The organism is Cereibacter sp. Soil_C_27 (genome assembly GCF_057657095.1).
Map to the genome: position 1 here is coordinate 922,939 of NZ_JBDGJD010000002.1, position 23,593 is coordinate 946,531.

The following is a 23,593-nucleotide window of genomic DNA, read 5'->3' on the forward strand; positions in this document are numbered from 1 at the left end:
GACCGCCCAGAAGGGCCCGGCGTCGGAGGCTGTCGGCAAGAGCAATCGGATCAGGAAGAAGGCGCAGGTCCGGTCTTTCGGTTATGGCAATGCGGCTCAGGTGAGCGCCGCTTCGGCGGCGGCGAGGGTTGCCTCGAGGTCGGAGCCCGCGTCGAGGGGCTGCCAGTCGGCAGGGTCGGAGGCGCGGGCAAGTTGGGATGCGACCACCGTCGCATCGGCATCCGAGGCGTCGCCCTGTCGGGCGGTGACGCGGGCGATGAGGGTTTCCCGCGGGGCCTCGAGCCAGAGACCGTGGAACGGAAGCTGCAGACTTCGGGCGAGATGGGCGGCGGCCTGCCGGTCCTCCGGCGCAAGAAAAGTAGCGTCGAGCAGCACGGCATGGCCGGCGCGCAGCAGTGTTTCGGCGCGGGCGAGCATCCGGCGGTAGATCCGGGCACGGTCTTCGGGGCTGTAGGCGGCAGGCGGCTGGCCTTCGGTCTTGCGCTCGCTGTCGCTGCGCAGATGCACCGCGCCCGGGCAGGCGCCGATCTTCGGGGCCAGCCGCCGCGCGAGCGTCGTCTTGCCGCTGCCCGAGCGCCCGCCGACCGCGATTAGCCGGGCGGGGGGTGGGCTCAGCGCCTCCAGCGCCTCGGCCAGAAGCTGCTGCGCTTCGGGACCTGCCGCCTCGGTGCCACGCGCCCGGTCGGTCTGCACCAGCACCATCGCCCGGATCGCCGCCCGCACCGCGAGGAACAGTGGCAGGGCAGCGAGGCCGGCGTCCTCCTCGCCTGCCGCTTCCAGCAGCCAGCTCGCCAGCGTCATGGTCGCCGCCTGTCGCAGGCCGCGGTGGCAGAGGTCCATCAGCAGGAAGGCCAGATCGTAGAGCACGTCGCAGGTGCCCAGCCGCTCGTCGAATTCCAGCGCGTCGAAGGGCACGGGCTTGCCCTCGATCAGCACGAGGTTGCCCAGATGCAGATCGCCGTGGCAGCGCCGCACATGGCCCTCAGCCGCGCGCCGGTGAAGCAGCGACGAAAGCGCCGCGAGGCTGCGGCGGGCGGCGCTGTCGAAGGCGGCGATGGCATCCGCGCCCAGCTCGGTCTGCATCCCGGCGAAGACCCGGGCCAGCTCGTCGAGGATGTCGCCGATCAGCCGCGCCCCCTCTCCGGGGCGCAGGGGAGCGGCGCGGTGATAGCGCTGCACCCCCTGCCCCAGCGCCGTCGCCAGCGCATCGTCGATGCCGCGCTCCGCGGCGATCACCGCCAGCTCGTCAGAGGCAAGGAAACGCCACATGCGCAGGAGCCATTCCACCGGCTCGCCCGCACCGCCCAGACTGAGCCCCTCCGGCCCGCGCGTCACCGCCAGCAGATCGCGGTAGATCTGGGGCGCGGCGGGGCGGTTCAGCTTCAGTTCGCGGCGCAGCATCGCCTCGCGCCGCGCCAGCGTCGAGAGATCCATGTAGTCGTAGACCACCGCGCGCTTCATCTTCAGCGCGGTCTCGCCCGCAAGGAAGATCCGCGCGCCATGCGTCTCGACCAGATCGACCTTCTCGCCACCTGCCCCGAGGGTCGTGCGCAGGAAGGCCACCGTCTCGTGCTGACTGTCCATCGTCCGTCTCCCCGCCCGGCGTTGATCCCGATCAATGACCGCGCGCGGGGGCGCTGCCAGACTCGGCGCCTTGCCGCGCATCATCCGAAGGAGAGGAGCCGACCGATGACCGACGCGAACCCATCCCCCACCGCAGAATCCCCGACCTGGTCCGGCGCCGGGGCGAGGCTGCACGTCAGCAATGCCGCCCTCGTCGAGTGCTGGAGCGCGCTCGGCAGCGAGATCCTGTCCTTCCTCGCCGAGCGTATCAGGGAGGATTTCGAAACGCAGCAACAGATGCTGCATTGCCGCAGCCTGCCGGAGCTGGCGCAGGTGCGGGCCAAGTTCTTCCAGCGTGCCATCGACCAGTATACCGCCGAGACCGGGCGGATCGTCGATATCGGGGCGCGGGCGCTGGACGAGATGGTGCATATCAAGCTCGGCTGAGCCGGGCGGCGGAACCGTGGCACGGGCTTGCGGGTTTTGCATAGACGGAATGGGCTCCTATATCGGAAGGCCACGTTCTTCCTGCCGATGAAAGCCTGCCCATGCCCCAGCGCGATATCGCCGTTGCCTCCTACAACATCCACAAGGGCGTCGGTACCGACCGGCGCCGCGACCTGATGCGCACCGCCGCGGTGATTGGCGAGCTTGACGCCGATGTGGTGGCGCTGCAGGAGGCCGACCGCCGCTTCGGCGACCGGGCGGGCCTCCTTGACCTCGCGGCGCTGAAGCGCGAGTCGGGGCTCGAGCCGGTGGAGATCGAGGGCCGGATGGGGCTGGCGCATGGCTGGCACGGCAACCTTCTGCTGGTGCGCGGCGGCGAAGTGGAGGAGGTGCGCAAGGTGGTGCTGCCCGGCTTCGAGCCGCGGGGCGCGCTGATGACCGATCTCGTCGTCAAGGGCAGCCCGATCCGGGTGATCGCAGCGCATCTGGGGCTTCTTCCCGGCTCGCGCGCCTCGCAGACCCGCGCGCTTCTGGAGCTTCTCGACACGCTGGAGCCGCGGCCGACGCTGCTGATGGGCGATCTGAACGAGTGGCGGGTGCGGGCGACCTCGCTCACCCATCTGTCGCGGCACTTCACCACCTCGGCCTCGGTGCGCAGCTTTCCCTCGCGCTATCCGATGCTTGCGCTGGACCGGATCATGACCTGCTCGCTGGCGCAGCTGCACGATGTGACGCCGCACGACTCGCCTCTGGCCCGCAAGGCGTCGGACCATCTGCCGATCAAGGCGCGGCTCCGGCTGATCGCGCCGCAGCAGATGACCGGCTCATGATCGACACCGGGCTCGACGCGCTGTTCTGGCTGATCTGGACCGCGCTGGCGGTCACCATCCTGTCGGTGCTGACCTATCGGTCCTGGAGACGCTTTGCCCGGCAGGCACGGGGCTCGGTGACGACCGCTCTGCCGCGCAGCGGCCCCGCAACGCAACTCGACCTCCTCTTCGACCCGCTGGAGGCCGGGGAACCCGGGCGCTCCGCGCTTAAGAACCTGCTCGAGGCCGATGACGCCTTTGCCGCGCGCGCGCTGTCTGCGGCGGCAGCGGGGCGCAGCCTCGATCTGATGTATTACATCTGGCGCACCGACACGACGGGCTGGCTGCTCCTGGCCGAGCTTCTGGCGGCGGCGGATCGGGGCGTGCGCATCCGGCTGCTGCTCGACGACGTGAACGTGCAGGGCTTCGACCGTTCCTTCCTCGCGCTGAACCAGCACCCGAATGTCGAGGTGCGGCTGTTCAACCCGACCCGCAACCGCGGCCATGCCGTCCGGCGGCTGCTCGAGATGATGCTGGGCCTGTCCCGCTTCAACCGCCGCATGCACAACAAGGCCTGGATCGTCGACGGGCGGCTCGCGATCCTTGGCGGGCGCAATATCGGCGACACCTATTTCGATGCCTACGAGGGCGGCGAGCCGATGTCGCGCGATGCCGACATCATGCTGACCGGCCCCAAGGTGGCCGAGGTGGAGGCGCTGTTCGACAGCTACTGGAACCTCGGTCTGGCGCTGCCGATCCTGACGCTCTGGCCGAAGTTCAAGGTCAAGATGGGCTCGTTCCACCGCCGCATGGCGCGCCACAACCGCTCGGCGGCGGCGCGGCGCTTCGTCATGCGCACGATGGAGGGGCGGCACCTGGCGCTGCTGACCCAAGGGTTGCGCTTCACCGACAGCATCACGCTCCTGGCCGATCCGCCGGACAAGGCGCTGGGGCAGCGCACGTCGCCCTGGATGTCGGATGCGATCAACGCGCTCCTGAAGGCCGCCGAGCACGAGGTCCGCTTCATCACGCCCTATTTCGTGCCGGGCAACGAGGGCTGCAAGATGCTCGAGGACATCGCCGCGAGCGGGGTGCGGCTGTCGATCCTGACCAATGCGCTGGCGGTGACGGACATGGTGCTGGTGCATGGCGCCTACCGCCACTACCGGCTGCCGCTGCTGAAGGCCGGGGCCGAGATGCACGAATTCTGCCCGCCGGTCCGTCCCACGGGACGGCGCGATCTGCTGCACACGAAGGTCTTCCTGATCGACGGTCGGCAGGCGGTGGTCGGCTCGCTGAACTTCGACCTGCGCTCGGCCTTCATGAATACCGAGCTCGGAATCCTCTTCGAGGAGCCGCAGTTGGTGGCGGAGCTGACCGAGATGTTCGAGCGGCAGATCGCTCCGGATCAGGCGCATACGCTGTCGCTCGACGAGGGTCGGATGCGCTGGTCGGTGCTGCGCGGCGGTCGTCCGGCACAGGCGAAGTTCGAGCCGGAGTCGCCCTTGACGCTGCGTGCGATTTCGTGGGTCGTCGGCCATCTGCCGATCCAGAGCTATCTCTGAGCACAGCAATGCTTGAATTTCCGCCCCGAACCGCAAGGACAGGGCGCGTTGCGCCCAGGCATGCCCTCCCGCGTCTCGGCCCGGGCGAGGAGCGGCATGATCGCGGAGGCGGGTTGCCCGGCGCGGATCAGCCGCGCCATGGTCGCGAGATACGGCGCGGCGTGGGCGAAGAACATCCGGTAGCCGTCGCAGAGCACGCTCCGCCGCCGCCCCTCGGCATCGGGCGGCAGGCTGCGGTGCTTGGGGCAGCCGCCACAGCAGAGCGCGAGCCACGGGCACGCCCGGCAGGCCGCCGCCACATCGGCCTTGGCGGCGCCGAAAGCCCGCTGGGCGGGGCTTGCGGCCAGATCTGCCAGCGGCGTCTCGGTCAGGTTGCCGAGCCGGTGCGCGGGATAGACGTAGTGATCGCAGGCAAAGACATCGCCGTTCTGCTCCAGCGCCAGCGCATCGCCGCAGGTCCTGGCATGGACGCAGAGCGAGGCTGGCTGGCCAAGCCAGACCCCCAACGCCATGTCGAAAAGCTGCACATGGATGCGCCCCACATCCTGCCTGAGCCAATCGTCGAAGACGGCGCAAAGGAACCGGCCATAGTCCCTGCCCGACACGCTCCACGGCGCCGGGGGCAAGGCCTCGTCGCCCGGCTGCGGCGGCCCGGCAAGGCTGCCGTCGGGGGCCAGCCGCTCCACCACCGGGATGAACTGCAGGAACCGGCCCTGCCCCCGCAGATGGCGGTAGACCTCGCACGGGTGGCGGGCGTTGCTGCGGTTCACGGTGCAGAGCAGGTTGACCTCGGCCCCCGCGCCGCGCAGCGCGTCCAGCCCCGCCTGCACCCGTTCGGCAGAGCCCTGCCCGCGCCGGTCGCGGCGGTAGCGGTCGTGCAGCCCGGGCGGGCCGTCGAGGCTGACACCGACGAGGAAGCGGTGCTCGGCAAGAAAGGCCGCGAATTCCGCGTCGATCAGAGTGCCGTTGGTCTGCAGCGCGTTGCGGACGCGGTGCCCCGGCGGGCAGTGTCGCACCTGCAGCGCCACCAGCTCGCGGAACCACGCGAGCCCCATGAGGGCGGGTTCGCCGCCCTGCCACGCAAACCAGATCTCGCCCAGCCCCGCCGCCCTCTGGCTGTCGATGTAGCCGCACACGAAGCGCTCCAGCACCTCGCGTCCCATCCGCAGGCGGCGGTCGGGAAAGAGCGGCTCCTTCTCAAGGTAATAGCAATAGTCGCAGGCGAGATTGCAGCGCGGCCCGGCGGGCTTGGCCATGATGTGGAACGGGCGGGTCATGGGCTATACCTAGCCGCGCCCTCCCCCGGCGTCGCTGCGGCATCGCCGCCCGCCGCTGACCTCGCGCCGCAGCGTGCTATCTCATGCCCATGAAGATCGCCACCTTCAACGTCAACGGCATCAATGGCCGCCTGCCCGTCCTGCTGCGCTGGCTGGAAGAGGCCCGCCCCGATGCCGTCTGCCTGCAGGAGCTGAAGGCGCCGCAGACGAAGTTTCCCGCCGCGGCGCTGGAGAAGGCGGGCTATGGCGCCGTCTGGCACGGGCAGAGCCGCTGGAACGGCGTCGCCATCCTCGCCCGCGGGAGCGAGCCGGTCGAGACCCGGCGCGGCCTGCCGGGAAAGGCGGATGACCAGTCGCGCTACATCGAGGCGGCGGTGAACGGGCTGCTGATCGGCTGTCTCTACCTGCCCAACGGCAATCCCGCGCCGGGGCCGAAGCTCGACTACAAGCGGGAGTGGTTCGCCCGGCTGCAGGCCCATGCGGCGGATCTGCTGGCGCAGAAGCTGCCTGCGGTGCTGGCGGGAGATTTCAACGTGATGCCGACCGAGCTCGACGTCTACAAGCCCGAGCGCTGGCAGAAGGACGCGCTGTTCCTGCCCGAGATCCGCGAGGCCTATGCGACGCTCGTCGCCCAGGGCTGGACCGACGCGATCCGCAAGAAGCACCCCAAGGAGCGGATCTACACCTTCTGGGATTACTTCCGCGACGCCTACGGCCGCGATGCGGGGCTCAGGCTCGACCACCTGCTGCTGAGCCCCAAGGTGGCGCGGCGGCTGACGGCGGCGGGTGTGGACCGCGCCGTGCGAAGCTGGGAGAAGGCGAGCGACCATGCCCCCGCCTGGATCACGCTGAAGGACTGACCTGCGGCGCAAAGAAAAACGGGGGCGGCCTGCGCCACCCCCGTTTCAGATCGTGCAACCTGACGAAATCAGGCGAGAGCGAGGTTCATCGCCGACTCACGACCGTCACGGCCGGATTCGATGTCGAACGTCACGGCCTGACCGTCGGCGAGCTCGCGGATGCCCGCGCGCTCCAGAGCCGAGGCGTGCACGAACACGTCACGGTTGCCGTTCGCCGGAGCGATAAAGCCGAAGCCTTTGGTTGCGTTGTACCATTTCACGGTGCCATTGGCCATCGTGAGATCTCCTTCTTGGGTCCACCCGCGGAATGCGGCGGTTTGGCTCAGCCTTGTCACATCGCAACTGGGCCGTGAGGATCAGAAGGGTCGACGGAAAACATCTTGCCCGACCAACATGGGTCATATCGCCCCGTTACACAACCCTTTCCCGAATTTAGTTTTTTCCGGGCCCGCCCGGCGGCGGCGGATCGCGCACCCCCGCATATCGCCGCAGGTCCCGGATAGGGCTTGCCCCCCGCTCCCATGCGCGAAAGTCTCTCGCCCGTGCCGCTCCCGGCACCTGTGAAGGTAGGAGGTAAGATGCGGGCCCTGCGCGCTTTTTCATCGATGGATGCCATGGCGGATTTCCATGCGCCGTTCCAGTCCTGGCCCGCCTCGGCGCATCCGCTCGACTGGTCCTACGAGGGCACGATCGAGGCGATCTACACCGCCTGTCTGCAGCCTGGAGACGCCGCGATCGACGGCGGCGCCAATCAGGGCAGGCACACCGGGCCGATGGCCGGGCGGGTGCAGCAGCGGGGTCTCGTCATAGCGGTGGACGCCAATCCCGCGATGATTCCCTGCCTGCGAGACCGCTTCCCGTCGCCGCCCGTGCGCCCGCTCTTCGCCGCCCTTGGCGCCGGGACCGAGGATCTGGAGTTCTCCGTCGCCCTGAGCGATCCCGGGCGGTCCTCGCTGCACGTCCCGCCCGCCCTCACCCAGATCGACCGCATCCGTGTGCCGCAGGTGCGCATCGACGATCTGGAGACCGGCAGTCGGCGCCTGCGCTTCATCAAGCTCGACCTCGAAGGCGGTGAATACGGGGCTCTCTCGGGGGCCGAGGAGCGGCTGCGCTCGGATCGCCCGGTGATCTGTCTCGAGCATATCCCGCGCTACATGAGCCTGTTCGGCGTGGGCTACGATGCCTATTTCGCCCTGTTCGAGCGCTGCGGATACCGGCTGGTCGACATCCTCGGGACGGCCTTCGACCGGCAGACGGCGGCTTGGCCCTGCTGGAAGCCGCATTACCTCGTGGCGCTGCCCGAAGACGATCCGGCGCTCGCCGATCAGGCGATGGCCGCGCTGCAGGCCTATACCGCGCGCATCTACGCCCATATCCCGACGTGGAGCGTCGCCCCGGCCTAGGCGGTCCGGCCTGCGCAGCGATAGTCGATGTCGCGCAGCAGGTAGAGCCCGTAGAGCAGGTTCGGCAGCACGAAGAGAAGCGGCGCCACCAGCGCCAGACCGCTCGTCTCGGGCGGCGGCGCCGAGCCGCCCCCGGCGGCGGCGACCATCAGGAAGGTGCTGGCGTTCCACGCGGCATGAAACAGGATCGGCGGCCAGAGCGAGCCGGTGCGCAGCCGCATGGCGATGAACAGCACCCCGCTCATCACCGCCGCCACCGATTGCACCAGCGCCTGCGACAGCTCGCCGGTCAAGAAGACGTTCAGGCTGTGGATGGCGCCGAAGAGCAGCGAGGTGATCCAGACGGCGGGCCAGATCGCCAGCCGCGAGCGCAGCCCCTGAAACAGGATGCCGCGGAACATCACCTCTTCCGAAAAGCTCGCCAGCAGGCAGTTCAGCACGATGGAGCCGATCATCATCACCGGCGGCAGGCCGAGTGCCACGGCGATCGACAGGAAGAGCACGAGATACACCGAAGGCAGCAGCATGATCTTCAGCGACTGCCAGGGATGCGCCGGGCCCAGCCCCAGCCCTTCCCAGCGCAGCACCGCACTGGCCACGATCAGCAGCGTCACCGCCGCGACGAAGGACGGCACCGGCCCCTGCGTCACCACGTCGAGCAGCGAGGAATACTCGCGCGTCATCCAGTTGCCGGCCACCACCGTCACCAGCGCCCAGAGCAGCAGCACGATCAGGGCAACAGCGATCCGGTTGGTCTGAAGGGGCATCCGGGTTTCCTTGCTTTTTCCTCGGGCAGAGTCCGTAAGATTCGGCACCGGATTGCAACCCGTCTCGGCCGCACGGGCGCGCACAAATGCGTGCCGCGCGCGGTTTCCGGGCGGTCGGACCTCAGCCTGCCAGACCGTAGCCCGAAAACTTCTCCAACACCGCGGCGATCTGTGCGTCGCTCAGGAGCCGCGGCTCGCCGATCTGCAGGCAGCCGTGATACTGCCGCGCCAGCGCCTCGACCTCCACCGCCAGCCACATGGCGCGCGGCAGGCTGCGCCCGGTGGCGATCAGCCCGTGATGCTCCAGAAGGCAGGCCGAACGGTCCTTCAGCGCCGCAAGGGCGTTCTGCGACAGCTCCTCGGAGCCATAGATCGCATAGGGCGCGCAGGGGATGGTGGAGCCGCCCGCCGCTGCGACCATGTAATGCACCGGCGGGATCTCGCGGTTCATGATGGCGAGGATGGTGCAATAGGTCGGGTGAGCATGGACCACCGCGTTCACTTCGGGCTTGTCGCGCAGGATGTCGCGGTGAAAACGCCATTCGCTCGAGGGCTTGTGCCGCCCCTCCGCCGTGCCGTCCATGTGCAGGAAGACGATGTCCTCGGGCTGCATCCCTTCGTAGGGCAGTGACGTCGGGGTGATCAGCAGCCCTTCGCCGTGGCGCAGCGACAGGTTGCCCGAGGTGCCCTGATTGAGCCCCGAGCGGTTCATCTCCAGACAATGCCGGATGATCTCCTCGCGCTTCTGCCGTTCCGCCGCGTCCATCGCCTGCCCTCCCGCTGTGCCCCCGAGGTGATAGGCGAGCCCTGCCGCGCCGTCAAACCGGCGAAAGCGCGCTGGCCCCAAGGACGGTTGGGGGGTGTCCTGAAGGATCCGCGAGGTCGGCGGGGAGCCAAGGGGTGGTGGGAAGCTGTGCAGGCAGGGCAGGCATGCTGCGGCGCCCGATCCGAAACGCGGCCGCGCCGCCCGAGCCGCTTGCCATATCGCGGCCTCTCTGAACAAGCTGATCCCGTGGGCTTTCCGTGGGAGTGTTGCCAGTGTCCAGCCGTCAGAGCCGCCGCAGCTTCGCCCTCGCCTCGATCGCGGTGCTGATGGTGCTGATCTCGCTGGTCATGCTGGAAGGCGCGCGCTGGGGGATCGAGCGGCGTGATCTTGCCATCGGCGACACCCGCGCCACGCTTTACCGGCTCGACGATGCTACGCCGCGCCCGCTGGTGGTGATCGCCCACGGCTTCGCCGGATCGCGGCAGATGATGGAGTCGATCGCGCTGACGCTGGCCCGGGCGGGGCTCGCGGTGGTGTCCTTCGACTTCGTCGGTCAGGGCCGCAGCCCCTTGGGGATGTCGCCCGACGTGACGGTGATCGAGGGGACCACCGTGCAACTCGTCGCCCAGACCAAGGCGGTGATCGCCGCCTCCGAAGCGCTGCCGGGGGTGACGGGGCCCGCGGCGCTACTCGGTCACTCGATGGCGACCGATATCCTCGTGCGCAGCGCCCGCGACCTGCCGGAGGTGGAGACGGTGGCGCTGATCTCGATGTATTCCGATGTCATCACACCCGCGCATCCGGCCCGGCTGCTGATCGTCTCGGGCGCGCAGGAAGGCCGGCTGCGCGAGGTCGCGCTGGAGGCTGTCGCCCAGATCGCACTCGCCGAAGAGGGCCAGACGGTCGGCAGCGGCGGGGTGCGGCGCCGCGCGGTCTCGGCGCCCTATGTCGGCCATGTGGGCGTGCTCTGGAGCCCCACCACCCTGCGCGAGACGCGCGACTGGCTGACCGAGGCCGCCAACCTGCCGCGCTCTCGGACGCTGGCCTTCACCGGCCCGTGGATCGCGCTGCTGCTCGCGGCCATCGTCGCGCTCTACCGTCCGCTCGCCCAGCTCCTGCCCTCCCGCCCCACGCCCGCGCTGGAGGTCAGCCCGAGGCTGTTCCTCGCGCTGCTGATCCTGCCTGCGCTGCCCGCCGCCGCTGCCGCGCTGGCCTTCACCGAGCCGGTGCTCGGCTTTGCCGCCTTCGGGCGGCTGGCGCTGTTCTTCGGCGTCTGGGGCGGGCTGCAATTGGCGGTGCTGCGGCATTTCATGCGCCTGCCGCTGCGCTTCGATCCCGCCGCCTTCGGCCTCCTGCTATTCTGGGCGCTCGGGGCCTTCGCCTTGGCGCTCGACCGCTACGGCGCGGCCTTCCTGCCGACCGGACCGCGCTTGCCGCTGATGCTGCTGCTCGCTGCGGGCACCCTGCCCTTCATGCTGGCGAAATGCCTGCTCGCCCATGGCGCGCCGCTCTGGCGCCGCGGGCTGCTGGCGCTGGTGCCGCTGGTGGCGCTGGCGGCGACGATGTTCGCAGCGCCAGCCGAGATGGGGCTGCTCTTCACCGTCATCCCGGTGTTCCTGCTGTTCCTCCTCGTCTTCGGCCTGATGGCGCGCTGGACGGCGCCGCGCTCCGGCCCGCTGACGCTGGGGCTGGCTCTGGGGATCATCCTCGCCTGGTCGATCGCCGCCTCGACGCCGCTGTTCAGCGCGCAATCGACGCTGCTCTATTGAGCAGGCTCAGGGAGCGACCGGCGCCCAGATCACATCGTCGATCCGCGGCGCGGCGGTGGCCAGCATCACCAGCCGGTCGAAGCCGAGCGCGATGCCGCTGGCGGCGGGCATCTGCGCCAAGGCCGCGAGGAAATCCTCATCCAGCGGATAGCGCTCGCCATAGACCCGCGCCTTCTCGTCCATCTCCAGCCCGAAGCGCCGGCGCTGCTCCTCCGGGTTGGTCAGCTCGCCGAACCCGTTGGCCAGCTCCACCCCGCAAGCATAGAGCTCGAAACGTTCCGCCACCCGCGGATCGTCGGCGGCGGGCCGCGCCAGCGCCGCCTCGGCCACCGGATAGCGGTCGAGGATGGTGGCGCGGCCATGACCCAGATGCGGCTCGACCTTTTCCACCAGCACCCGGCTCAGCATGTCGGACCAGGTGTCATCCGCCGCCGCCTTCAGCCCTGCGGCCTGCATCTGCGCCCGCAACAGCTCCGCCGAGGGTTCGCCCGCCGCATCGACCGTCGCCAGCAGGTCGATGCGCGCGAATCGCTGGAAGGCCTCGGCCACGCTCAGCCGCTCCGGCTCGGCGAATGGATCGCAACTCGCCTCGCGGAAGCGCAGCATCCGGCTGCCCGCCGCTTCCGCCGCCAGCCGCAGCATCGCCGCGCAATCCTGCATCAGCACCTCGTAGCCTTCGCCCGCGCGATACCATTCCAGCATGGTGAACTCCGGCGAATGCAGCACGCCGCGCTCGCGGTTGCGCCAGACATGGGCGAAGGCGGCGATCCGCGTCTCGCCCGCCGCCAGGAGCTTTTTCATGGCGAATTCCGGCGAGGTGTGCAGGTACATCCGCCGCCCCTGCCCGTCATTGCCGATCGCCTCGGTGGCGAAGCCGTGCAGATGCGCCTCGTTGCCGGGCGAGACCTGCAGCGCGACGGGATCGACCTCGGTGAAGCCCTGCCCCGCCAGCCAGAGCCGCAGCCCCTGCTGGATGCGGTTGCGCGCCAGCAGCAGCGGGCGGCGGTCGGCGTGGCGATGCGGCTGCCACCATGCGGCGGAATCGGCGGAGGCTGTCATGCGGGGCGGCTTTCGGCTGGAAATTTCGGATCGGATGGGGTAGGCGCGGGACCAAAGCCCGCGCTGCCTAATCCGCGCGGCCATGGACCACAAGGAATACACCGTGAAAGTCATCGCATCGACGCTTCGCAAGGGCAACGTGGTGGAGCTGGACGACAAGCTCTACATCGTGCTGACCGCGCAGAACTTCCACCCCGGCAAGGGCACGCCGGTCACCCAGGTCGACATGCGCCGCATCTCCGACGGCACCAAGGTGTCGGAGCGCTGGCGCACGACCGAGCAGGTCGAGCGCGCCCATGTCGACGAGCGCGAATACGACTTCCTCTATGAGGATGGCGAGGGCTACCACTTCATGGAGCCGGTGAGCTACGATCAGGTGGTGGTCACCGAGGATGTGGTGGGCGACCAGAAGGTCTTCCTGACTGAGGGCCTGCGGGTCTATCTCAAGACCTTCAACGGTGTCGCCATCGCCATCGAACTGCCGCAGAAGGTCACGGTCGAGATCACCGAGACCGAGCCGGTGGTGAAGGGCCAGACGGCGAGCTCCTCCTACAAGCCCGCCATGTGCACCAACGGCGTGCGCGTCATGGTGCCGCCGCATATCGGTGCCGGCACGCGGATCGTGATCAACACCGAAGACAACTCCTACGTCGAGCGCGCCAAGGACTGATCCTCCGCGCTCGGGCGTGACAGACGGGGCGGCCGCGCAGACCCGCGCGCCGCCCCGTTTCCGTTCGGCCCACTGACCGCCAGAGCCGCCTCGAGCACCGCCTGCTCCAGCGCCAACAGCCTGCGCCGCTCCAGCACCGGGCGGGCCGGCGGGCCGTAGACCTCCCACGCCGCAACCCGGCCTGCGAGCACGCCCGCAAGGTCGGGACGGCGCGCCAGCAGATCGGCGGCGCCGGCGCTGCCCAGCGACAGCAGGGCCTGCGGACCGGGATAGAGGCTTTCGCAGGCCACGCCATTGGCCAGCAGGATCTCGTGCCGGGCGCAGAGCAGGTGGTGATAGCCGACGTGCCGCTTGGCCGAGGCCACCCGGATGCCCGCGAGCCCCGCCTGCGCCAGATGCCGCGCCCGCACCAGCACCTCCTGCCCCGCGATCCGCAGCATCACCGCATGCTGCGGCGAGACCAGCAGGCGGCGCTGCGCGCCGATCCGCCCCGGCTCGATCAGCACCGGGCGCAGCTGCGGCGACTGGCGCAGCTGCGCGGGCCCGAGCGCCCTGCCCCCGGTCCAGACCAGCGGCTGCGGCCCGTGGTCCCGCGTGCTCACCAGATCGCCGGGCCGCAGATCCTCCACCCGGCGCCCGCCCGTGGGCGTGTCGATCAGCGTGCCGGAGACGAAGCAGGGCACGCCCATCGCGTTCAGCTTCGCCGAGGCCTCCGCCGGGGTCACGCCCTGCAGGATCAGCTCCTCGCCGTTCGGAAAGGCGAGGAGCGCATTGCCGTCGCCGTCGTCGCTGACCGTGACATCCCATATCCGCACAGGGCTGCCATCCGGCGCGCGCAAGCGGCTGACGTCGATCTGGTCGGTGGTCCGATCGCTGCCGTCGCGGGTCATGTTGAAATCGGTCGCCGTGTCGCGCCCGCCGCCCTCGGACAGCACCAGCCGGTCGGAACCGCCGCCACCGGTCAGCAGGTCGTCCCCGCCGCCGCCGGTCAGCACGTCCTCATCCTGCCCGCCGCCGAGCGTATCGTCGGCGGAGCCGCCCGTCAGCGTGTCGCGTCCCTCGCGCCCGTCGAGCGACTGGGCCGCGCCGGAGGCTTCGGCGTTCAGCACATCGTCGCGCTCGGTCCCGGCAACGCCCTCGATCCCGGTGAACTGGCCGGTGCTGTTCTTCAGCGTGTAGCCGCCGCTCTCGTCGCCGCTGAAGACCACCCGCACCCCGTCGGAGGTGGTGATGTTGCGGAAATCCAGCATGTCGCGCTCGACCGTGCCGATATCCTCGCCACCATGGACGACTTCGGGCCCGGACGCTTCGGTGATGAAGAAGGTGTCCGATCCCGCCTCGCCCCAGAGCGTGTCGGACCCGGCGCCTGTGTAGAGCCAGTCGTCGCCCGTGCCGCCGCGCATCGAGTCGTTGCCGAGCCCCGCGACCAGCGTGTCGTTGCCATCCTCGCCCAGCAGCGTGTCATTGCCCGACCCGCCATCCACCCGGTCGCCGCCCGCGCCGCCCGCCACCCGGTCCGCGCCGTCGTCGCCGTAGAGCGAGTCATTGCCGTCCCCGCCCTCCAGCGTGTCGTTGCCGATGCCGCCGCGCAGCGTGTCATTGCCCTCGCCGCCCGAAAGCGTGTCATCGGCCGAACCGCCCGTCAGGCTGTCATCGCCCGCCCCGCCGCGCAGATCGTCGGCAAAGCCGCCGCCGCTGGCGCTGTTGTCGGCGGACTGCTCGTAGGTCGAGGTTGCGAAGGAGGCATAGTCGGGGGCGAGGCCCACGTCGCCGCCCGCGGTGATCTCGTAGGTGGTGCCGGGCTGGATCGGCTGGGCCGAGGCATAGCCCGCCAGCACGTCGTTGACATAGACCTCGTAGACCTGGATCGACTGGCCCGCGCCATCGGTGGTGCTGCCGGTATGGACAAGCCGCGCCGGACCGTCGGCCACCACGACGCCCTGCGCATCGGTGATGACGGCGCTCTGCGTCGGGTCCCTGGCGCCGTTCTGGCTCGCGTCGAAGGTGCTGTCGTCATCGGTGACGGTGATGGTCAGCGCGTGGGTCGAGGCGCTCCAGTCCGGGTCGAGCCGGAACTGCGCCCCGATGGCAGGCTGGCCACCGCCGAGGATGGTGAAGTCCGATGCGGCATAGCCGCCGATGACATAGGTGGCCATCACGCCTCCGCTCGGGTCCGGTGGCCCAAGCTAGAGGCCGCGGCTGAAGATGCGGTTAATCGCTCAGAGCCCCGCCGCCGCCAGCCCGTCCCGCGCCTCCGGCTCCAGATCCTCGACCCGCACGAGGTAGGTGTGGATCGAGAAGACCACCGCGCGACTCTGCGGCAGCCGGGCCAGCACCTGCCGTTCCGAGCGCAGATAGCGCCGCTCCACCGGCGCGGGGCGATGGTGACCTTCGCGCCGGGGCTGGTGCAGCATGGGATCGTCATAGACCAGAGCATTGGCCCGCCACAGCATCTGCTCCGGTCGGATCGCATCGAAGAGCCGCTGCACCCGGCGGGCGACGTCGGCGGTATAGGGCTCCACCGGCACATGGATGCCGGTCATCGGTCGCCCGAGCTTCTCGGCCAGCGTCCAGCTTGCCGGGAAACAGAGGATCGCGCCGGTCAGCACGCTCTCGCCGCCCTCGCTCTGCATCAGGCAGAGGTCTTCCTGCACCAGCCGCCCGAGCGTCAGCAGGGGCCGGCTGCGGTCCAGCGGGACGACGACGCCATCCGGCCGCGTCACCGCCTCCGCGCCCACGGTGAACCCCGGCACGCGCCGTAGCCAGTCGAGCACCCGGTCGAAGAGTTCCTCCGCCGCGGGCCGCGCGGGCTGCAGCAGCCCGTGCACCAGGTCGGGACAGGCCGCGATCAGCCGGTCGCGCTCCGCCATCTGCGCGCAATAGGCGTCGTCGATCCGCAGCCAGTCGTCGCCCTCCACCGGCAGGATGCCGGGCAGGCGCCAGGTGCGGGGGTCCATCCAGGGGGCGAAAGGCAGGCGGGCTTGCAGGATCGGGCTCATCGGGCGGTTCTAGCCCGTCCCCACGCCGCGAGGGAAGAGCCTGCAGGCGCGACAGCGCTTTGCGACGCGGCCCATGTCGCCGCAAGACGCGCCAGCGCGCCGCCGCTGCCCGAGGCTCGTCTGATCGGGGAGGAGTGCGATATGAATTATGTCGACCGCCGCAAGATCGATCCCAGCCGGGGCGCCACACTGGGCGACGGCTCGCCCAACGCCAACGACCGGGTGGAGATCGGCCCGACCCGGCTCGCCTTCGCCGAATGGCAGGCGGCGGGGCTGGCGCTGCCCGACCTCGCTTCAATGCGCGCGTATCGCTGGCGACGGCTGACCGAGGCCCTTGTCGCGCGCGACATCGGCGGGTTGCTGCTCTTCGATCCGATGAACATCCGTTATGCCACCGACACCACCAACATGCAGCTCTGGAACAGCCACAACCCGTTCCGCGCCGTGCTCCTTTGCGCCGACGGGCATATGGTCCTCTGGGATTACAAGCAGGCGCCGTTCCTCGCCAGCTTCAACCCGCTCGTCGCCGAGATCCGCTCCGGCGCCTCGTTCTTCTACGGCGTCTGCGGCGACCGGACCGAGGCCGATGCCAGCTCCTTCGCCGGGCAGGTGACCGAGGTGATGCGCGCCCATGCCGGGACCAACCGGCGGCTGGCCGTGGACAAGATCATGGTCCACGGCCTGCGCGCGCTGGAGCGGGCCGGGTTCGAGGTGCTGGAGGGCGAGGCGGTCGCCGAACGCGCCCGCTCGGTGAAAGGCCCCGACGAGATCCTCGCCATGCGCTGCGCCCACCACGCCTGCGAGACCGCCATCGCCGAAATGGAGCGGGCGGCGCGCGAGGGCATTCCGGGCGGCGCGATGTCGGAGGATGACGTCTGGTCGGTGCTCCATGCCGAGAACATCCGCCGCGGCGGCGAGTGGATCGAGACCCGGCTCCTCGCCTCCGGCCCGCGCACCAACCCGTGGTTTCAGGAATGCGGACCGCGGATCATCCAGCCGAACGAGATCGTCGCCTTCGACACCGACCTGATCGGCAGCTACGGCATCTGCATCGACATCTCTCGGAGCTGGTGGATAGGGGACCGCCCGCCACCCCGCGCGATGGTCGAGGCCATGCTGCACGCCCGCGCCCATATCGACGCCAACATGGCGATGCTGAAGCCGGGGGTGACGGTGCGCGAACTCACCCATGGCGGGCATCGGCTGGAGCCGCGCTATTGGAAGCAGAAGTACTCCTGCAAGATGCATGGCGTCGGGCTCTGCGACGAATGGCCCTTCGTTCCCTACCCCGATGCCTGGGTGGAGGGCGCCTTCGAGGTTGCGCTGGAGCCCGGCATGGTGCTTTGTGTCGAGGCGCTGGTCTCGCCGGAGGGTGGCGACTTCTCGATCAAGCTGGAGGATCAGGTGCTCATCACCCCCGCCGGCCACGAGAACCTGACGACCTATCCGTTCGATGCGGCACTCATGGGGGCGCGATGATCCGATACCTGCAGATGGCACCGCTTGCCCTCGTCGCGGCCTGCGGCGGCGGTGGCACCGAGAGCGGCGCGCCCGATCTGGCGCGCGCCGGCATGGCGAACCCGGCCTCGGTCTATTGCGCCCGGCTCGGCGGGCAGCTGGAGATCCGGCAGGAACAGGCCGGCGAGGCGGGCTATTGCCACCTCAAGGACGGCAGCGTCATCGAGGAATGGAAGCTCTACCGCGACACCAACCCGCTCTGACCCCGCTCCCTCCGCAGCCGGCCCGACGGACCGCCCGCGGTTGAACCGGCCCGGGCGAGCCGCGCTTGGGGGCATCGAGCCCCCGCGCGCGGCGCTGCCGCGGCAGGATGATGTCCGGGTGCGCTTGCGGTTGAGCTGGGATGCCTCCGGCGGGGATATTTTTCAGAGAAGAACGGCAGGGCGCGGCGGCGGGCCGCCCGGTATCTCTCGCCGGTCGTGAGAGCGCCGAGGCGGGTGAAGCGGCGCTCGAGGCTCATCTGGATCGTGCCGATCGGCCCGTGACGCGGTTTGCCGATCGTCACTCCAGCCTCGCCATGAACCCGCCGCCTGCAGTTGCGGCAGCCCAGCCTTGCCACCCCGGGCCCCAGCGGCTAAGCGATGCACGCCCGCCCCGAACCGAAAGGCTGTCCGATGATCCCGCGCTACTCCCGTCCCGAAATGGTCGCCCTCTGGTCGCCCGAGACGAAATTCCGCATCTGGTACGAGATCGAGGCCCATGCCTGCGACGCGCAGGCCGCCATCGGCGTCATCCCGAAGGACCATGCCGAAGCCGTCTGGCGCGCCAAGGACATGAGCTTCGACATCGCCCGCATCGACGAGATCGAGGCCGTCACCAAGCATGACGTGATCGCCTTCCTGACCCATCTGGCCGAGCTGATCGGCGCGGATCAGGCGCGCTTCGTGCATCAGGGCATGACCTCGTCGGACGTGCTCGACACCACGCTGAACATCCAGCTGGTGCGCGCCTCCGACCTGCTGCTGGCCGCGCTCGATCGGGTGCTGGCCGCGCTGAAGACCCGGGCGATGGAGCACAAGCACACCGTCCGCATCGGCCGCAGCCACGGCATCCACGCCGAGCCGACCACCATGGGCCTGACCTTCGCCCGTTTCTACGCCGAGATGGCGCGCAACCGCGCCCGTCTGGTGAACGCCCGCGCCGAAGTGGCGACCGGGGCGATCTCCGGCGCGGTCGGCACCTTCGCCAATATCGACCCGTCGGTCGAGGAGCATGTTTGCGCCGCGATGGGTCTCACCCCCGAGCCGATCTCGACCCAGGTGATCCCGCGCGACCGTCACGCGATGTTCTTCGCGACGCTAGGCGTCATCGCCTCGTCGATCGAGAATGTTGCCATCGAGATTCGCCACATGCAGCGCACCGAGGTGCTGGAGGCGGAGGAGTTCTTCTCTCCCGGGCAGAAGGGCTCCTCGGCCATGCCGCACAAGCGCAATCCGGTGCTGACCGAGAACCTGACCGGCCTCGCGCGCCTCGTGCGGATGGCGGTGATCCCGGCGATGGAGAATGTGGCGCTCTGGCACGAACGCGACATCAGCCATTCCTCGGTGGAGCGTGCCATCGGCCCCGACGCCACGATCACGCTCGACTTCGCGCTGCACCGTCTCGCGGGGGTGGTGGAGAAGCTGGTGATCTACCCCGAGAACATGCTGGCCAACATGAACAAGTTCCGCGGTCTGGTGATGAGCCAGCGCGTGCTGCTGGCCCTGACGCAGGCCGGCGTCAGCCGCGAGGACAGCTACCGCCTCGTGCAGCGCAATGCGATGAAGGTCTGGGAGCAGGGCGCCGACTTCAAGACCGAGCTTCTCGCCGATCCCGAGGTGACCGCCGCCCTCAGCCCTGCCGAGATCGAGGAGAAGTTCGACCTCGGCTATCATACCAAGCATGTCGACACGATCTTCGCCCGGGTTTTCGGCGCCTGATCGCCCCGGTCGCGGCAAGGCGGGATTGCCCTCTTGCCGCGACCGAATCCGTGCTATCCTTCCGGGCATACGATTTCCAACGCCGTTCCCACTGTTGCTCTCGCATCACCGGGCGCCCCGCGCCCCAGAAGGAGGACTGCCGATGAAGATCACTGCCCTTGCCCTCGTCGCCCTGACCCTTGCTCCCACGCTGGCCCTGGCCGAGGGCTGCCCCTTCAGCAAGAACGTCACCGCCTCGGCCTGCGGCGACAACCAGACCTACGATCCGGCGCTGAAGGCCTGCGTCACGGTCTCGAGCTAAGCCGGCCTTAACCCGCCTGCTGCCATGCTGGCCCCGTCCTGAAGAATCGGAGGCGGCATGGCACAGGCTCTGGCACAGATCACCCCGTCACGACTGGTCGTGGCGGATGACGGCCCTCGTACCCTGTCACGGCGGGAGAAAGCCGCGATCATCGTCCGGCTGATGCTGGCCGAAGGCGGCAGCCTGCCGCCGCTCAGTTCCCTGCCCGAAGACCTGCAGGCCGGTCTGACCGAGCAGATGGCCAAGATGCGCAGCATCGACCGATCCACCATGATCGCCGTGATCGAGGAGTTTCTCGACGAGCTGGATCAGGTCGGCCTCTCCTTCCCCGGCGGGCTCGAAGGCGCGCTGGCAGTCATGGACGGCCATATCAGCCCCGGTGCCGCGACGCGGCTGCGGCGGATGGCGGGCTCCGGCGGCAAGGGCGACCCGTGGGAGAAGCTGACCGCCCTGCCGGTGGAGGCGCTGGTGCCGGTGCTGGAGCAGGAAAGCACCGAGGTAGCGGCGGTCATGCTGTCGAAGCTGCCGGTGCCCAAGGCGGCGGAGCTTCTGGGCAAGCTGCCCGGCGAGAAGGCCCGCCGCGTCGCCTATGCCGTGTCGATGACCGGCAATGTCGATCCCGACACCGTGCGGCGGATCGGCGTCTCGCTGGCGGCGCAGTTCGACAATCTGCCCGCCCGCGCCTTCACCGGCACGCCGGTGGACCGGGTGGGCGCGATCCTCAACGTCTCGCCAGCGCTGACCCGCGACGAGGTGCTGAAGGGGCTGGAGGAGGCCGATGCGGCCTTTGCCGAGCAGGTGCGCAAGGCGATCTTCACCTTCCTGCACATCCCGGCCCGGCTCAACCCGCGCGACGTGCCCAAGGTGGTGCGGGTCGTCGATCAGGTGCGCCTCGTCGCGGCCATTGCCGCGGCACAGGCCTCACCCGAGGCGACGGAGGCGGCGGAGTTCCTGCTGGCCAACATGTCGCAACGGATGGCGCAGGGCCTGCGCGAAGAGGCGGGCCAGCGCGGCAGGGTGAAAGAGAAGGAGGCCGAGGAGGCGATGAACGCCATCGTCGCCGGGATCCGCCAGCTCGAGGCGGCGGGGGAGCTGACGCTGATCGTGGAGGAGGACGAGTAGTGGCGGCGCTCCTCCGGAGCTGAGAGGCGTGCGGGCCGGTCCTTGGGCAGCCTCTGCCATTCACGCTTCACGAACGGCGAGCGCCCGCCCTGCCCTATGCGCCTCGAACACGCCCCCGCGCAGACGCCTACACCCGGCTCGGCGCGACGAAGATCTTGCGCGATACGTCATCACCGAGCGCCAGCCTCGTGTCGCCCACCGCAACCACCAGCGCCCCGCCGCCGCCGCGGCGGACCACTTCGACCTCGCGCCCGACGAGGATGCCGATGTCCGACAGCCGCTTCTGCATCTCGCGCCCGCCGAGGATGGCGGTCACATGGGTCTTCACCCCTCCGTCGATCAGCGTCAGCGGCGTCTGCATGGTGCTCTCCTGCATCGGGCCGAAGCGGCCCCCGAGGTAGCTTAGAATTTCACTCGGAAATAGAGAGGTGACAGCTTGCCGCAGGCAAGCCTCAGCCCGTCTTGCCGAAGCCCGTCGGGATGCAGGGCGGGTCGGGTGGCAGGCCCGCCTCGGCCAGAAGCTCGGCGGCCATTGTTCGGGCGTTCTCGCCCGTCTCCTCCAGCCGCTGCCAGATCTCGCGCGCCGCGGGGGCGATGCGCGGCTCGGTCACGGCGCGGGCGGTGTGCAGCCAGACCGCCAGCCCGTCGCTGCTGTCATAGGCCCGCTGCTTGCGCAGCGCGGCGATGCGCGTCTCGGCCTTGCCGATGAAGCGGGTGACGACGGCGGGCTTCCAGCTGGCGAGGTCGCGCAGCTCCTGCCCCTCGGCGCGGTAGGTCGCGGCCCAGACCTGCGCGGCGGCGGCGTAGCCGTCGATCACATGCGGCTTCGCACTTTCCAGCCGCTCGGCCAGGGCCTGCGCCTCGTCGATCAGCGCCTGAACCGCCTTCTCCTTCTTCCAGTCGCTGAACATCGCCGTCCTTTCTAGCCTGCCCGGCCCTCGTCCAGCCGCGGCAGGAACCAGGCGAGCAGCCCGGCCAGCGGCAGGAAGGAGCAGATGCGATACACCGTCTCGACACCATAGCTTTCGGCCATCACCCCGAGGATCGCCGCAGCGATGCCGCCGAGCCCGAAGTTCAACCCGTAGAACAGCCCGCCGATCAGCCCGATCCGGTTCGGCAGCAGCTCCATCGCATAGAGCAGGATCGAGGCAAAGGCGCTGGCCATGATCAGGTTGATCATCACCGTCAGAACCCCGGTCCAGAACAGATCGACATAGGGCAGCATCAGCGTCAGCGGCAGCGGCCCCAGCACCGAGATCCAGATGATCCGGTAGCGCCCGATCCGGTCGCCGACGATGCCGCCGATCAGCGCTCCCGCCGCCGAAGCCAGCAGGAAGATGAACAGCATCATCTGCGCCGAGGGGATCGACAGGCCGAACCGCTCGATCAAGTAGAAGGTGTAGAACGACCGGAAGCTTTCGCCATAGGCGTTCTTGGTGAACATCAAGAGGGTCAGCACCACGAGTCCGACGCCGATGGTCAGCGGCGCATGCATCGGGCTGCCGCCGGTCTTCTTGGCCTGCGCCCGCAGCGCGGTGAACTCGGCGCTGATCGCCCGCTGCTTGCTGCCGATCCAGGTCAGGAGCAGCATCGCCAGAAGCGCGGTGACCGCAAACCACGCGAGGCTCGGTTGACCCCAGGGCACGATGATCAGCGCGGCGAAGACCGGGCCGAGCGCCCCGCCCGCCTGCCCGCCGACCTGGAAGATGCCCTGCGCCAGCCCCTGCCGCTGTCCGGCGGCATAGCGGGCCATCCGGGTCGCCTCGGGGTGAAAGATCGACGAGCCGATGCCGATCAGCGCCACCGAGACGAGGATCATCGCATAGCTGTGGGCGAAGGCGAGGCTCACCAGCCCCGAGAGGGTGAACATCATCCCCACCACCGGCGAATAGGGCGCGGGGTGCCGGTCGGTCACCATGCCGATCACCGGCTGCAACAACGAGCCCGCGATCTGGAAAGTCATGGTGATGAGGCCGATCTGGACGAAGTCGAGCGCGTAGCTCTCCTTCAGGATCGGATAGGCCGCCGGGATCAGCGATTGCATCAGATCGTTCAGCAGATGGGTCGTTCCCAGCACGACCAGCACGGTCAGATGGGTTCCGGAGCGGGTCGCGATGGTCATGGAAAGCGTCTTTGTCTGGTTCGAACGCGTCACTTGCGCACAGCCCGGCGGCAGCCACAAGAGGCCGGGGCGCCGAAACGCGCCGGGCCCGCGCCCAAAGACGCCAGCAGTGGAAGCGTTTTTTGCCCTACCAGCCGGTCAGCCCGTCCACCGGCGCGGGCGGGACGCGCTGGGTCACGTATTCCGTCGGGCGACGCTCGTAGAAGGCATTGCCGCCGGTCACCAGCACGTAATGCATGTTGTCATAGGGGAAGCGATGGCCCGCGGTGTGGAAGAACATCGCGTTGCCGATCAGCGGATGACGCTCGCCCGCAAGCACCGACCGCGCCGCCTCGCGCACCAGCGCCCTCGAGCGCGTCTCGGTCATCCGGCGGGACATGATACCCCGGGCGAACTGGTTCTTCTGCGCCACGACCCCGCAGACCGACCGGGGGTATTTTCCGGATTCGACCCGGTTCATCACGACGCTGCCGACTGCGATCATCCCGTCGCGGCTGGAACGGTGCGACTCGAAATACATCGCGCGCTCCATGCATTCCTGCGGCGTCGCCCGATGGAACAACCCGCAGCCCGACAGCGAGACCGCCGCCGCGAGACCGAGCAGCAAGAGACGTGTCCGACTGGATTTCATGGCCGCTCCTATCCTTCTTGAAGGTC

Annotated in this window: 24 protein-coding genes; 12 read left to right on the forward strand and 12 right to left on the reverse strand. The window is 69.2% G+C overall.

Annotated elements, in window-relative coordinates; all coding sequences use genetic code 11:
• Positions 1 to 96 precede the first annotated feature (96 nt).
• Positions 97 to 1,584, reverse strand: coding sequence for a bifunctional aminoglycoside phosphotransferase/ATP-binding protein (locus AC3A5Z_RS11530; RefSeq protein ID WP_487519480.1), 1,488 nt, complete (start codon positions 1,582 to 1,584; stop codon positions 97 to 99).
• A 105-nt stretch (positions 1,585 to 1,689) separates the two neighbouring features.
• Here AC3A5Z_RS11530 and AC3A5Z_RS11535 point away from each other — a divergent pair, with 105 nt between their 5' ends.
• The 3 genes from AC3A5Z_RS11535 to AC3A5Z_RS11545 all read left to right on the forward strand — a co-directional run bounded on the left by AC3A5Z_RS11535 (position 1,690) and on the right by AC3A5Z_RS11545 (position 4,384).
• The gene (locus tag AC3A5Z_RS11535) at positions 1,690 to 2,010 is read left to right on the forward strand and encodes a phasin family protein (RefSeq protein ID WP_487519481.1); all 321 of its coding nucleotides are present in this window, start codon (positions 1,690 to 1,692) and stop codon (positions 2,008 to 2,010) included.
• Between the two features lie 101 nt (positions 2,011 to 2,111).
• Positions 2,112 to 2,840, forward strand: a complete 729-nt coding sequence (locus tag AC3A5Z_RS11540; protein WP_487519482.1) for an endonuclease/exonuclease/phosphatase family protein — start codon at positions 2,112 to 2,114, stop codon at positions 2,838 to 2,840.
• Positions 2,837 to 4,384, forward strand: coding sequence for a phospholipase D-like domain-containing protein (locus AC3A5Z_RS11545; protein WP_487519483.1), 1,548 nt, complete (start codon positions 2,837 to 2,839; stop codon positions 4,382 to 4,384). The genes AC3A5Z_RS11540 and AC3A5Z_RS11545 overlap by 4 nt, the downstream gene beginning before the upstream one ends.
• Here the strand turns inward: AC3A5Z_RS11545 and AC3A5Z_RS11550 are convergent.
• Complete coding sequence (locus tag AC3A5Z_RS11550; protein ID WP_487519484.1) at positions 4,375 to 5,661, reverse strand: anaerobic sulfatase maturase; 1,287 nt, start codon at positions 5,659 to 5,661, stop codon at positions 4,375 to 4,377. The two genes, AC3A5Z_RS11545 and AC3A5Z_RS11550, sit on opposite strands and share 10 nt — an antisense overlap.
• A gap of 89 nt (positions 5,662 to 5,750) precedes the next feature.
• Here AC3A5Z_RS11550 and xth point away from each other — a divergent pair, with 89 nt between their 5' ends.
• On the forward strand, positions 5,751 to 6,521 hold the full coding sequence (gene xth / locus AC3A5Z_RS11555; protein WP_487519607.1) for an exodeoxyribonuclease III: 771 nt from the start codon (positions 5,751 to 5,753) through the stop codon (positions 6,519 to 6,521).
• Between the two features lie 68 nt (positions 6,522 to 6,589).
• On the opposite strand, the gene AC3A5Z_RS11560 is transcribed toward xth, so the two are convergent.
• On the reverse strand, positions 6,590 to 6,796 hold the full coding sequence (locus tag AC3A5Z_RS11560; RefSeq protein WP_487519485.1) for a cold-shock protein: 207 nt from the start codon (positions 6,794 to 6,796) through the stop codon (positions 6,590 to 6,592).
• A 303-nt stretch (positions 6,797 to 7,099) separates the two neighbouring features.
• Here AC3A5Z_RS11560 and AC3A5Z_RS11565 point away from each other — a divergent pair, with 303 nt between their 5' ends.
• A complete protein-coding gene (locus tag AC3A5Z_RS11565; RefSeq protein ID WP_487519486.1) occupies positions 7,100 to 7,924 on the forward strand; it encodes an FkbM family methyltransferase in 825 nt (274 codons plus the stop codon).
• Here AC3A5Z_RS11565 and AC3A5Z_RS11570 read toward each other — a convergent pair.
• Both AC3A5Z_RS11570 and AC3A5Z_RS11575 read right to left on the reverse strand, forming a co-directional pair.
• Positions 7,921 to 8,691, reverse strand: coding sequence for a CPBP family intramembrane glutamic endopeptidase (locus AC3A5Z_RS11570; protein WP_487519487.1), 771 nt, complete (start codon positions 8,689 to 8,691; stop codon positions 7,921 to 7,923). The genes AC3A5Z_RS11565 and AC3A5Z_RS11570 overlap by 4 nt on opposite strands.
• A 121-nt stretch (positions 8,692 to 8,812) precedes the next feature.
• Positions 8,813 to 9,457 carry an L-fuculose-phosphate aldolase gene (locus AC3A5Z_RS11575; RefSeq protein WP_487519488.1) on the reverse strand — a complete coding sequence of 215 codons (645 nt, stop codon included), beginning with the start codon at positions 9,455 to 9,457 and terminating at the stop codon, positions 8,813 to 8,815.
• A 272-nt stretch (positions 9,458 to 9,729) separates the two neighbouring features.
• On the opposite strand from AC3A5Z_RS11575, the gene AC3A5Z_RS11580 reads away from it, so the two are divergent.
• Positions 9,730 to 11,226, forward strand: coding sequence for an alpha/beta hydrolase (locus AC3A5Z_RS11580; RefSeq protein WP_487519489.1), 1,497 nt, complete (start codon positions 9,730 to 9,732; stop codon positions 11,224 to 11,226).
• 6 nt (positions 11,227 to 11,232) lie between these two features.
• On the opposite strand, the gene epmA is transcribed toward AC3A5Z_RS11580, so the two are convergent.
• Positions 11,233 to 12,285: an EF-P lysine aminoacylase EpmA gene (gene epmA / locus AC3A5Z_RS11585; protein WP_487519490.1), complete on the reverse strand. Its 1,053-nt coding sequence runs from the start codon at positions 12,283 to 12,285 to the stop codon at positions 11,233 to 11,235.
• A 103-nt stretch (positions 12,286 to 12,388) separates the two neighbouring features.
• Between epmA and efp the strand changes: the two genes are divergently transcribed.
• Positions 12,389 to 12,955, forward strand: coding sequence for an elongation factor P (efp, locus tag AC3A5Z_RS11590; protein WP_107662687.1), 567 nt, complete (start codon positions 12,389 to 12,391; stop codon positions 12,953 to 12,955).
• Here the strand turns inward: efp and AC3A5Z_RS11595 are convergent.
• Together AC3A5Z_RS11595 and AC3A5Z_RS11600 are read right to left on the reverse strand one after the other, a co-directional pair.
• A complete protein-coding gene (locus AC3A5Z_RS11595) occupies positions 12,931 to 15,111 on the reverse strand; it encodes a Hint domain-containing protein (protein ID WP_487519491.1) in 2,181 nt (726 codons plus the stop codon). The genes efp and AC3A5Z_RS11595 overlap by 25 nt on opposite strands.
• 63 nt (positions 15,112 to 15,174) lie before the next feature.
• Positions 15,175 to 15,954 (reverse strand): heme-dependent oxidative N-demethylase family protein, encoded by a 780-nt coding sequence (locus AC3A5Z_RS11600; protein ID WP_487519492.1) that lies wholly within the window; start codon positions 15,952 to 15,954, stop codon positions 15,175 to 15,177.
• 141 nt (positions 15,955 to 16,095) lie between these two features.
• Between AC3A5Z_RS11600 and dddP the strand changes: the two genes are divergently transcribed.
• The 5 genes from dddP to AC3A5Z_RS11625 all read left to right on the forward strand — a co-directional run bounded on the left by dddP (position 16,096) and on the right by AC3A5Z_RS11625 (position 20,814).
• Positions 16,096 to 17,433 carry a dimethylsulfonioproprionate lyase DddP gene (dddP, locus tag AC3A5Z_RS11605; protein WP_487519493.1) on the forward strand — a complete coding sequence of 446 codons (1,338 nt, stop codon included), beginning with the start codon at positions 16,096 to 16,098 and terminating at the stop codon, positions 17,431 to 17,433.
• Positions 17,430 to 17,675 (forward strand): putative hemolysin, encoded by a 246-nt coding sequence (locus AC3A5Z_RS11610; protein ID WP_487519494.1) that lies wholly within the window; start codon positions 17,430 to 17,432, stop codon positions 17,673 to 17,675. Before dddP ends, AC3A5Z_RS11610 begins: the two co-directional genes overlap by 4 nt.
• 411 nt (positions 17,676 to 18,086) lie before the next feature.
• On the forward strand, positions 18,087 to 19,391 hold the full coding sequence (gene purB / locus AC3A5Z_RS11615; protein WP_487519495.1) for an adenylosuccinate lyase: 1,305 nt from the start codon (positions 18,087 to 18,089) through the stop codon (positions 19,389 to 19,391).
• A gap of 142 nt (positions 19,392 to 19,533) precedes the next feature.
• Positions 19,534 to 19,692 (forward strand): hypothetical protein, encoded by a 159-nt coding sequence (locus AC3A5Z_RS11620; RefSeq protein ID WP_487519496.1) that lies wholly within the window; start codon positions 19,534 to 19,536, stop codon positions 19,690 to 19,692.
• Between the two features lie 57 nt (positions 19,693 to 19,749).
• On the forward strand, positions 19,750 to 20,814 hold the full coding sequence (locus AC3A5Z_RS11625; RefSeq protein WP_487519497.1) for a flagellar motor switch protein FliG: 1,065 nt from the start codon (positions 19,750 to 19,752) through the stop codon (positions 20,812 to 20,814).
• A gap of 127 nt (positions 20,815 to 20,941) precedes the next feature.
• On the opposite strand, the gene AC3A5Z_RS11630 is transcribed toward AC3A5Z_RS11625, so the two are convergent.
• The 4 genes from AC3A5Z_RS11630 to AC3A5Z_RS11645 form a co-directional block, all read right to left on the reverse strand.
• Positions 20,942 to 21,175, reverse strand: coding sequence for a FeoA family protein (locus AC3A5Z_RS11630; RefSeq protein WP_487519498.1), 234 nt, complete (start codon positions 21,173 to 21,175; stop codon positions 20,942 to 20,944).
• 91 nt (positions 21,176 to 21,266) lie between these two features.
• Entirely contained in the window at positions 21,267 to 21,725 is a 459-nt protein-coding gene (locus tag AC3A5Z_RS11635; protein WP_487519499.1) for a hypothetical protein, read from the reverse strand.
• Between the two features lie 11 nt (positions 21,726 to 21,736).
• Entirely contained in the window at positions 21,737 to 22,936 is a 1,200-nt protein-coding gene (locus AC3A5Z_RS11640; protein ID WP_487519500.1) for an MFS transporter, read from the reverse strand.
• A gap of 127 nt (positions 22,937 to 23,063) precedes the next feature.
• Complete coding sequence (locus tag AC3A5Z_RS11645) at positions 23,064 to 23,567, reverse strand: cell wall hydrolase (protein ID WP_487519501.1); 504 nt, start codon at positions 23,565 to 23,567, stop codon at positions 23,064 to 23,066.
• Positions 23,568 to 23,593: the final 26 nt, after the last annotated feature.

Coding starts and splice junctions, on each gene's coding strand:
- epmA (WP_487519490.1), bottom strand. CDS start 12,285: ATGACAGCCTCCGCCGATTCCGCCGCATGGTGGCAGCCGCATCGCCAC.
- AC3A5Z_RS11540 (WP_487519482.1), top strand. CDS start 2,112: ATGCCCCAGCGCGATATCGCCGTTGCCTCCTACAACATCCACAAGGGC.
- AC3A5Z_RS11560 (WP_487519485.1), bottom strand. CDS start 6,796: ATGGCCAATGGCACCGTGAAATGGTACAACGCAACCAAAGGCTTCGGC.
- AC3A5Z_RS11640 (WP_487519500.1), bottom strand. CDS start 22,936: ATGACCATCGCGACCCGCTCCGGAACCCATCTGACCGTGCTGGTCGTG.
- AC3A5Z_RS11630 (WP_487519498.1), bottom strand. CDS start 21,175: ATGCAGACGCCGCTGACGCTGATCGACGGAGGGGTGAAGACCCATGTG.
- AC3A5Z_RS11530 (WP_487519480.1), bottom strand. CDS start 1,584: ATGGACAGTCAGCACGAGACGGTGGCCTTCCTGCGCACGACCCTCGGG.
- AC3A5Z_RS11595 (WP_487519491.1), bottom strand. CDS start 15,111: ATGGCCACCTATGTCATCGGCGGCTATGCCGCATCGGACTTCACCATC.
- AC3A5Z_RS11535 (WP_487519481.1), top strand. CDS start 1,690: ATGACCGACGCGAACCCATCCCCCACCGCAGAATCCCCGACCTGGTCC.
- AC3A5Z_RS11570 (WP_487519487.1), bottom strand. CDS start 8,691: ATGCCCCTTCAGACCAACCGGATCGCTGTTGCCCTGATCGTGCTGCTG.
- AC3A5Z_RS11575 (WP_487519488.1), bottom strand. CDS start 9,457: ATGGACGCGGCGGAACGGCAGAAGCGCGAGGAGATCATCCGGCATTGT.
- dddP (WP_487519493.1), top strand. CDS start 16,096: ATGAATTATGTCGACCGCCGCAAGATCGATCCCAGCCGGGGCGCCACA.
- AC3A5Z_RS11645 (WP_487519501.1), bottom strand. CDS start 23,567: ATGAAATCCAGTCGGACACGTCTCTTGCTGCTCGGTCTCGCGGCGGCG.
- AC3A5Z_RS11565 (WP_487519486.1), top strand. CDS start 7,100: ATGCGGGCCCTGCGCGCTTTTTCATCGATGGATGCCATGGCGGATTTC.
- purB (WP_487519495.1), top strand. CDS start 18,087: ATGATCCCGCGCTACTCCCGTCCCGAAATGGTCGCCCTCTGGTCGCCC.
- AC3A5Z_RS11620 (WP_487519496.1), top strand. CDS start 19,534: ATGAAGATCACTGCCCTTGCCCTCGTCGCCCTGACCCTTGCTCCCACG.
- xth (WP_487519607.1), top strand. CDS start 5,751: ATGAAGATCGCCACCTTCAACGTCAACGGCATCAATGGCCGCCTGCCC.
- AC3A5Z_RS11600 (WP_487519492.1), bottom strand. CDS start 15,954: ATGAGCCCGATCCTGCAAGCCCGCCTGCCTTTCGCCCCCTGGATGGAC.
- AC3A5Z_RS11635 (WP_487519499.1), bottom strand. CDS start 21,725: ATGTTCAGCGACTGGAAGAAGGAGAAGGCGGTTCAGGCGCTGATCGAC.
- AC3A5Z_RS11610 (WP_487519494.1), top strand. CDS start 17,430: ATGATCCGATACCTGCAGATGGCACCGCTTGCCCTCGTCGCGGCCTGC.
- AC3A5Z_RS11625 (WP_487519497.1), top strand. CDS start 19,750: ATGGCACAGGCTCTGGCACAGATCACCCCGTCACGACTGGTCGTGGCG.
- AC3A5Z_RS11545 (WP_487519483.1), top strand. CDS start 2,837: ATGATCGACACCGGGCTCGACGCGCTGTTCTGGCTGATCTGGACCGCG.
- AC3A5Z_RS11550 (WP_487519484.1), bottom strand. CDS start 5,661: ATGACCCGCCCGTTCCACATCATGGCCAAGCCCGCCGGGCCGCGCTGC.